At 74.6% G+C, this 6875-nt stretch carries 6 protein-coding genes; 5 read left to right on the forward strand and 1 reads right to left on the reverse strand.

What is annotated here, in order from left to right; genetic code table 11:
• The first annotated feature begins 96 nt into the window (after positions 1–96).
• Genes J1M64_RS16045 through J1M64_RS16065 form a run of 5 tightly spaced genes read left to right on the forward strand, consistent with a single transcriptional unit; the run spans position 97 to position 5445 of the window.
• Positions 97–1095, forward strand: a complete 999-nt coding sequence (locus J1M64_RS16045) for a YafY family protein (RefSeq protein WP_206474833.1) — start codon at positions 97–99, stop codon at positions 1093–1095.
• Between the two features lie 11 nt (positions 1096–1106).
• Positions 1107–2858, forward strand: coding sequence for a 2-succinyl-5-enolpyruvyl-6-hydroxy-3-cyclohexene-1-carboxylic-acid synthase (menD, locus tag J1M64_RS16050; RefSeq protein ID WP_206474834.1), 1752 nt, complete (start codon positions 1107–1109; stop codon positions 2856–2858).
• The gene (locus tag J1M64_RS16055) at positions 2855–3340 is read left to right on the forward strand and encodes a DUF3592 domain-containing protein (RefSeq protein WP_120284180.1); all 486 of its coding nucleotides are present in this window, start codon (positions 2855–2857) and stop codon (positions 3338–3340) included. Before menD ends, J1M64_RS16055 begins: the two co-directional genes overlap by 4 nt.
• 37 nt (positions 3341–3377) lie before the next feature.
• Positions 3378–4718 carry a glycosyltransferase family 1 protein gene (locus J1M64_RS16060; protein ID WP_163375551.1) on the forward strand — a complete coding sequence of 447 codons (1341 nt, stop codon included), beginning with the start codon at positions 3378–3380 and terminating at the stop codon, positions 4716–4718.
• A gap of 37 nt (positions 4719–4755) precedes the next feature.
• Positions 4756–5445, forward strand: a complete 690-nt coding sequence (locus J1M64_RS16065) for a demethylmenaquinone methyltransferase (protein WP_163375552.1) — start codon at positions 4756–4758, stop codon at positions 5443–5445.
• Positions 5446–5511: 66 nt separating this feature from the next.
• Here J1M64_RS16065 and J1M64_RS16070 read toward each other — a convergent pair whose 3' ends face one another.
• Positions 5512–6822 (reverse strand): geranylgeranyl reductase family protein, encoded by a 1311-nt coding sequence (locus tag J1M64_RS16070; protein WP_206475022.1) that lies wholly within the window; start codon positions 6820–6822, stop codon positions 5512–5514.
• Positions 6823–6875 lie beyond the last annotated feature (53 nt).

Here is a 6875-nt window from a genome sequence, read left to right on the forward strand (position 1 = left end):
TGGCGGTCACGGTGATCTCCTGACGATGGTGGTGTCCGCCCAGCGTGTCAGACCATCCGGACAGGATCGGTCCGCTGAGGGTGGGACACTACTGGCATGACCGAGGACAGGATGCCCACCACCCAGCGCGTGCTGGGCCTGCTCGACCTGCTGCAGCGGCGATCGGTGTGGACGGGCGACGAGCTGGCGGCCGAGCTGGGGGTGACCACGCGGTCCATCCGCCGTGATGTCGACCGGCTCCGTGACCTGGGGTATCCGGTGGAATCTGAGCGGGGCGCGGGTGGCGGGTACAGGTTGGGCTCGGGCCAACGACTGCCGCCGCTGTTGCTCGACGACCGCGAGGCCGTGGCGGTGGCGATCGCCCTGCGGCTGGCCGCGGGCGGCGCCGTGGCGGGCGTCGGCGAACACGCGCTGCGCGCCCTGACCAAACTGGACCAGGTCATGCCCGGCCGGTTGCGCGAGCGGGTCGCCGACGTCACCGAGTCGATGGTCGCGGTCCCCGGCTCGGACACCCCGGTGGAGCCGGAGCTGCTCATCGACCTGGGCCACGCGGTCCGCGGCACCGAGCAGGTGCGACTGGAGTACCGCGACCGCGCGGGCCGCGACACCGAGCGTCGGGTGGAGCCGTACCGGATCGTCGTGCTGGGCCGGCGCTGGTACCTGCTGTCCTACGACCTCGACCGCGCGGACTGGCGCACCTTCCGGCTCGACCGCATCCGGGCCGTCCACCGCAGCCGCTGGCGCTTCACCCCCCGCCCCGACGTGCCCGATCCGGCCGCGCACGTGCAGCACGCGGTGACCGCGGCGCCGTACCAACACCTGGCCCGGGTGGTGGTGTTCGCACCCGCGGCGGAGGTGGTCGAGCAGTTCCCGCCCACCTACGGCACGGTCACCGAGCTGCGCGCCGAGGACCATCCGGACGGCCCGGCCTGCCGGCTGGAGACCGGGGCCGCCGACCTCGACGCGCTGGCCTGGTACCTCGCCAGGTTGCCGGGCCCGTTCGCCGTGGAGTCGCCGGACGGGCTGCGGGAGCGGCTGGCGGGGTTGGCCGGGCGGCTCGCGCATGCGGCCGACCCGGGCACCTCCCCCGACTAGGCTGGGGGGCGATGAACCCCACCGTGAGCAACCCGAGCACCGCGCAGGCCCGTGTCCTCGTCGACGAGTTGATCCGCCACGGGATCACCGACGTGGTCCTGTGCCCGGGATCGCGCAGCGCCCCGTTGGCCCTGGCGTTGGCCGCCGCCGAGCGGTCCGGCCGGCTCGCCCTGCACGTGCGGATCGACGAACGCGCCGCCGGGTTCACCGCGCTGGGGCTCGCGCTGGGGTCGAGGCGGCCGGTCCCCGTCGTCGTCACCTCCGGCACCGCGGTGGCCAACCTCCATCCGGCGATGGTGGAGGCGGCCCACTCGGGCGTGCCGATCCTCGCGCTCACGGCCAACCGGCCGCCCGAACTGCGCGGTACGGGTGCCAATCAGACCATCGACCAGGTGGGATTGTTCGGCCCGCACGCGCGCGCGGTCGTCGAGCTCGGCGCGGCCGGGGACCCCGAGTCCGAGCACCGGCACTGGCGCAGCGCGATCGGCCGGGCCATCCTCACCGCCACCGCGGCGGCCGACCCGGGTCCGGTGCAGGTCGACATCGCGTTCCGCGAGCCGCTCGTGCCGGGCGAGGGCGACGAGGATTTCACCCTCGCGGGAGACGCACCGGGGTACGACGACGACGAGGTCGGCGGCGGCCCGGAGACCGGTCGTCTGCCGGAGGGGCGTGCGGACGGTCGTCCGTGGGTGCAGCGAGCGGGGGCGGGGGTCGACTCGGCGCCCGCCGATTCGGCCGTGGCGGTGGATCTCACGCGGCCCACGTTGGTCGTCTCGGGGGTCGGGGCGGCACCGGTGTCGGGGCTGGTGGCGGTGCCGACGGTGGCCGAGCCCGGCGCCCCCGTCCCGCTGCACCCGGTGCACCCGCTGGCGATCCCGGCGCTGCGGCCCGAGCAGGTGGTGGTCACCGGCCGGCCGACGCTGCACCGCGCCGTCACGCGGTTGCTGGCGGACCCGGACGTCGACCTCGTGATCCTCGACGCCGGCCCGCGCTCGCCCAACCCCACCGGTAGCGCCGCCGAGCTCGCCGACTCCGTCCTCACCGGGTGGGGCGTGGACCCCGAATGGACCGAGACCACGGCCCGCGCCGACGCCCACGCCCGCGCCGCCGTGGACCGGCTGCTGGACCGGCATCTCGAGACCGGCGCGCCGACGGGACTGCACGTGGCGCGTGCCGTGGCCCGCGGCGTCCGGGCCGGGGACAACCTCGTGGTGGGTGCCTCCAATGCCGTGCGGGACCTGTCGTTCGTGGGCCCGCTCGACCCGGACGTGGCGATGTACGCCAACCGCGGGGCGTCGGGGATCGACGGCACGGTCTCCACCGCGATCGGGGTCGCGTTGTCGGCGCCGGGGCGGACCGTCGCGTTGCTGGGCGACCTGACCTTCCTGCACGACGTGTCCGGCCTACTGCTCGGGCCGCGGGAGCGCCACCCCGACGACCTGACGATCGTCGTGGCCGACGACGACGGTGGTGGCATCTTCTCCCTGCTCGAACAGGGGGACCCCCGCCTGGCCGCCGACTTCGAGCGCGTCTTCGGCACCCCGCACGGCGCCGACCTGGGCGCCCTGTGCGCGGGCGCCGGGGTGCCCTTCACCGACACCGACCCGGCCGGACTCGAGGCCCTGCTCGCGCAGCCCGCGTTCCCGAACGGGCACCGCGACATCGTGCCCGAGGGTCTGCGGGTGGTGCGCGTCGCGACCGACCGGCAGGGATTGCGCGACCTCCACGCGGCCCTGCGCTCGGAAGCCGTGGCGGACGGGTGACCGCGACGGCCCCGGTCTCTGCCCGGCAGATCCGTCGCGCTCGCCGTATCCGGTGGGGCGTGCGGGTGGTGGCCGTGACCGCGGGAGTGTTCTCACTGCTCACAGCCGTGCTCCTCGTGCTGGCGTGCTTCATCAACGACCAGCGGATCGACCGGGACATGGGCAGCGCCACCGCCTTCGTCACCGAGGTCACCGACCGGCGGGCCGCCGTGGAGTTCGACGCCGGCGGCGGCCGGACCGTCCGACCGGTGACCGGCGTGTTCTACCCGACCGGGCTCGTCGAGGGGCAGCGGGTGCAGGTCGAGTTCCGGCGCGCGAACCCGGATCTGGTGCGGGTCTCGGGACGCAGCTGGACCGTCGCCGTCGTGCCCGCCCTGTCCGTGCCCGCCGTGGTCGTCCCGTTGGCGGCGCTCGCCTACGCCGCCGCGTCACCGAGGGTTCACCGGGCGGCACCACGAGTTCGACGCACCGTTTCTCGCTGATCACCGGCCCGTGTCCCGGCCCGGCGACAGTGGGGTCGTGCGCGTAGCCATCGTCACCGAATCGTTCTTGCCGAACGTCAACGGCGTCACCAATTCCGTCCTGCGCGTGCTGGAGTACGCGCGTCGGCACGGGCACGACTGTCTGGTGGTGGCCCCCTCCGGACAGGTCGGCTTCTGGCAGGGCGCCGCCGGTGCCGTCCGGGCGCACCCGCTGGTCAGTGCGGTCGCACCACTGCTCGGCGGGTACGGGGCAGACGCGAGCGGCCCCGACCACCACCTGGGCTATCCCGTCCACCGGGTCACCGCGGTGAGGGTGCCGGTGGTGTCCTCCCTGCCGGTCGGCGCACCCAGCCCGAGCGTGTTCGGCGCCCTGCGCGACTTCGGCCCCGACGTGGTGCACCTGGCGTCGCCGTTCGTGCTCGGTGCCGCCGGTGCCGCCGCGGCCCGCGCCCTGGACGTGCCCTCGGTGGCCGTCTACCAGACCGACGTGGCCGGGTTCGCCGATGCCTACGGGATCGGTGTCGTCGCCGATGCGGCCTGGACCTGGACCCGGGCCATCCACGCGAGCTGCGACCGCACCCTCGCCCCGTCGACCGCCGCGATGGAGGATCTCGCGGCCCACGGGATCCCGCGCCTGTACCGGTGGGGGCGGGGCGTCGACACCGAGCGCTTCTCGCCCTCCCGGCGCAGTGCGGCCCTGCACGCGCTGTGGTCCCCGCAGGGGCGGCCCGTCGTGGGATTCGTCGGCAGGCTCGCCCCGGAAAAGCACGTCGAGCGCCTTCAGTCGCTGGCCGACCGGTCGGGCCCGGGGGGAGACCTCCACCTCGTCGTCGTCGGAGACGGCCCCGACCGCCCCGCACTCCAGGCCGCCATGCCCCACGCGATCTTCACCGGCGAACTCCACGGCGACCGGCTCGGGCAGGCCTACGCCACGATGGACGTGTTCTGCCACCCCGGTGAGTTCGAGACGTTCTGCCAGTCCATCCAGGAGGCGCAGGCGTCCGGCGTGCCCGTCGTCGGCCCGGACCAGGGCGGGCCCCGCGACCTCGTGCAGACCGGGGTCAACGGCGTCCTGCTCGACCCGCGCCGGTACGCCGCCGAGGTGTCGCCGGCCGTGGACGCGGTGCTCGCCGACCACGAGCGACTGGCCGCCGGCGCCCGCGCCACCGTCCTCGGTCGCACCTGGGACGCGATCTGCGCCCAACTCTTCGACCACTACGCGGCGGCGGGCGCCCGGTCCGATTCGGGCAGGGTCGGCGTGGGCAGGGGTGGCATGGGCAGGGTCGGCGTGGGCAGGGGTGGCGCGCGCACGATCGGGGTCGACCGGACCAACGCGCGTGGTGTGGGCGGGAGCCGAGCCCCACGTGTGGTGGCCTGATCGGCCACGCGCGCCGGGGGCGGGTAGCGTCGACGGCGTGTCCCGCGCCAATCTCGACAAGCAGCCCCGCGACGTCGCGTCGATGTTCGACGGTGTCGCCAAGCGCTACGACCTGACCAACACCGTCCTCTCCGGGGGCATGGACCGCGTGTGGCGGCGGCGGGCCCGCTCGTTGCTCGCGCCGCGCCCCGGGGAGCGGATCCTCGACCTGGCCGCCGGCACCGCCGTGTCGACCGTCGAGCTCGCCAAGTCCGGCGCGTGGTGCGTGGCCGCGGACTTCTCGCTGGGAATGCTGCGGGCGGGCGCCGGCCGGGACGTGCCCAAGGTCGCGGGCGACGCCATGAAGCTGCCGTTCGCCGACGACTCCTTCGACGCCGCCACCATCAGCTTCGGGCTGCGCAACGTGCAGGACACCGCTGCCGGACTGCGGGAGATGGCCCGCGTCGTCAGGCCCGGAGGGCGACTGGCCGTGGTGGAGTTCTCCACGCCCGTGTTCCCGCCCTTCCGCGCGCTGTACATGAACTACCTCATGCGGGCGCTGCCGAAGATCGCCACCAGCGTCTCGTCCAACCCGGACGCGTACGTCTACCTCGCCGAGTCCATCCGCGACTGGCCGGACCAGCACGCACTGCTCCAGATCATCGAGGCCAGCGGCTGGGAGCGCGGCAGCGTCACCAACCTCACCGGCGGCATCGCGGCCATCCACCTGGCGCGCCGCCCCGCCTGACTCCGGCGCGGCCTGATCCGACCGCCGCCGCACACGCACCCGCCGCCGAAGCGGAGGCCCGGCGGGTCAGTCGGCGAAGAGGGGCCGACGGTCCAGCCTGCGGGCGATCGACCCCGCTGCCCGCCAGCCGCGGGCCACCACATCGCGGTCCGAATCGGCGACCGTGTTGGACATGCACCGCACCGCCGCGGTCATCAGCGCCTGCGAACGCATCCCGACCGGTCCTGCCAGCGGCAGGAACTTCGGATAGGTGAGCAGGCGCGCGGCGTCCCGGGCGATCGCGAACGACTCGCCGTAGGTCTCGCGGAGCACCGCGGGCCACGCATGCGTCAGGTCACCGGCAGTGGTGCGCGAGTGCGAACCGGCCGCGCCCACTCTCGAGCCCGGGCCTCCTCGGCCGACACCCGCTCCCGCCACGATCAGCTCGGCGAGCAGGCGGCCGCCCTCGAGCGCGTAGTCGATCCCCTCACCGTTGAGCGGGTTCACGCATGCCGCCGCGTCGCCGACCGCCGCCCAGTTGGGACCGGCCACCGTCGAGACCGCCCCGCCCATCGGTAACAACGCGGACGTCACCGCCCTCGGCTCGCCGGCCAGGGCCCAGTCGCCGCGGACGCTACGGGCGTAGTGCTGCAGTAGCTCCTTGACCGCGACGTTCGCCGGCCGCGCCGAGGTCGCCAGCGCACCCACCCCGAGGTTGACCTCGCCGTCGCCGAGCGGGAACACCCAGCCGTAGCCGGGCTGGATGGCGCCCGCCTCGTCGCGGAGCTCGAGATCGGAGCCGATCCACGGACGATCATGACGCCCGGACCGGACATAGGATCTCGCGGCCACGGCATACACCGTGTCGCGATGCCAGGTCCGGCCGAGCAGTCGGCCCACCGGCGACCGCACGCCATCGGCCACCACGAGGGTTCGGCACTCCACGCGACCGCCCTCGGTCCGGACGGCGGTCACCTCGCCGTCGTCGCCCCTTTCCACGCCGGTCACGCGCACGCCGCCATGCACCACGGCGCCCGCGTCCACGGCCGCCTGCCGGAGCCGGTCGTCGAACACCGTCCGTCGCACCGCCGACCCGGTCCCACCGTGCTCTCCGGCCGGCCACGGCACCTGGCGGGAGTGGCCGAAGCCCCGCAACTCGAGCCCGCGGATGGTGATGCGGTCCCGCGCCCACCCGCCGAGACCCAGCCGGTCGACCTCCAACATCGCCCGCGGCGTGAGCCCGTCGCCGCAGGTCTTGTCGCGCGGGAACAGTGCCGCGTCGAGCACCGTGACCTCGCGACCGGCACGCGCCAACCACGTCGCGGTCGCCGAACCGGCGGGGCCGCAGCCCACCACGAGGACGTCCGTCGACGCGGGAAGGCCCATACCTGACTCCATGTGCTCCATGGTGGCAGGTCGACGGGGGCGGCGGTCGCCGGGACCTCGGGCGG

This window comes from Dietzia sp. KRD202, from assembly GCF_017168155.1.
Taxonomy (GTDB): Bacteria; Actinomycetota; Actinomycetes; order Mycobacteriales; family Mycobacteriaceae; genus Dietzia; species Dietzia kunjamensis.

What these genes read in the sequence shown, in the direction of transcription:
- J1M64_RS16045 (WP_206474833.1), top strand. Translation starts at nt 97, where the DNA reads ATGACCGAGGACAGGATGCCCACCACCCAGCGCGTGCTGGGCCTGCTC.
- menD (WP_206474834.1), top strand. Translation starts at nt 1,107, where the DNA reads ATGAACCCCACCGTGAGCAACCCGAGCACCGCGCAGGCCCGTGTCCTC.
- J1M64_RS16070 (WP_206475022.1), bottom strand. Translation starts at nt 6,822, where the DNA reads ATGGAGTCAGGTATGGGCCTTCCCGCGTCGACGGACGTCCTCGTGGTG.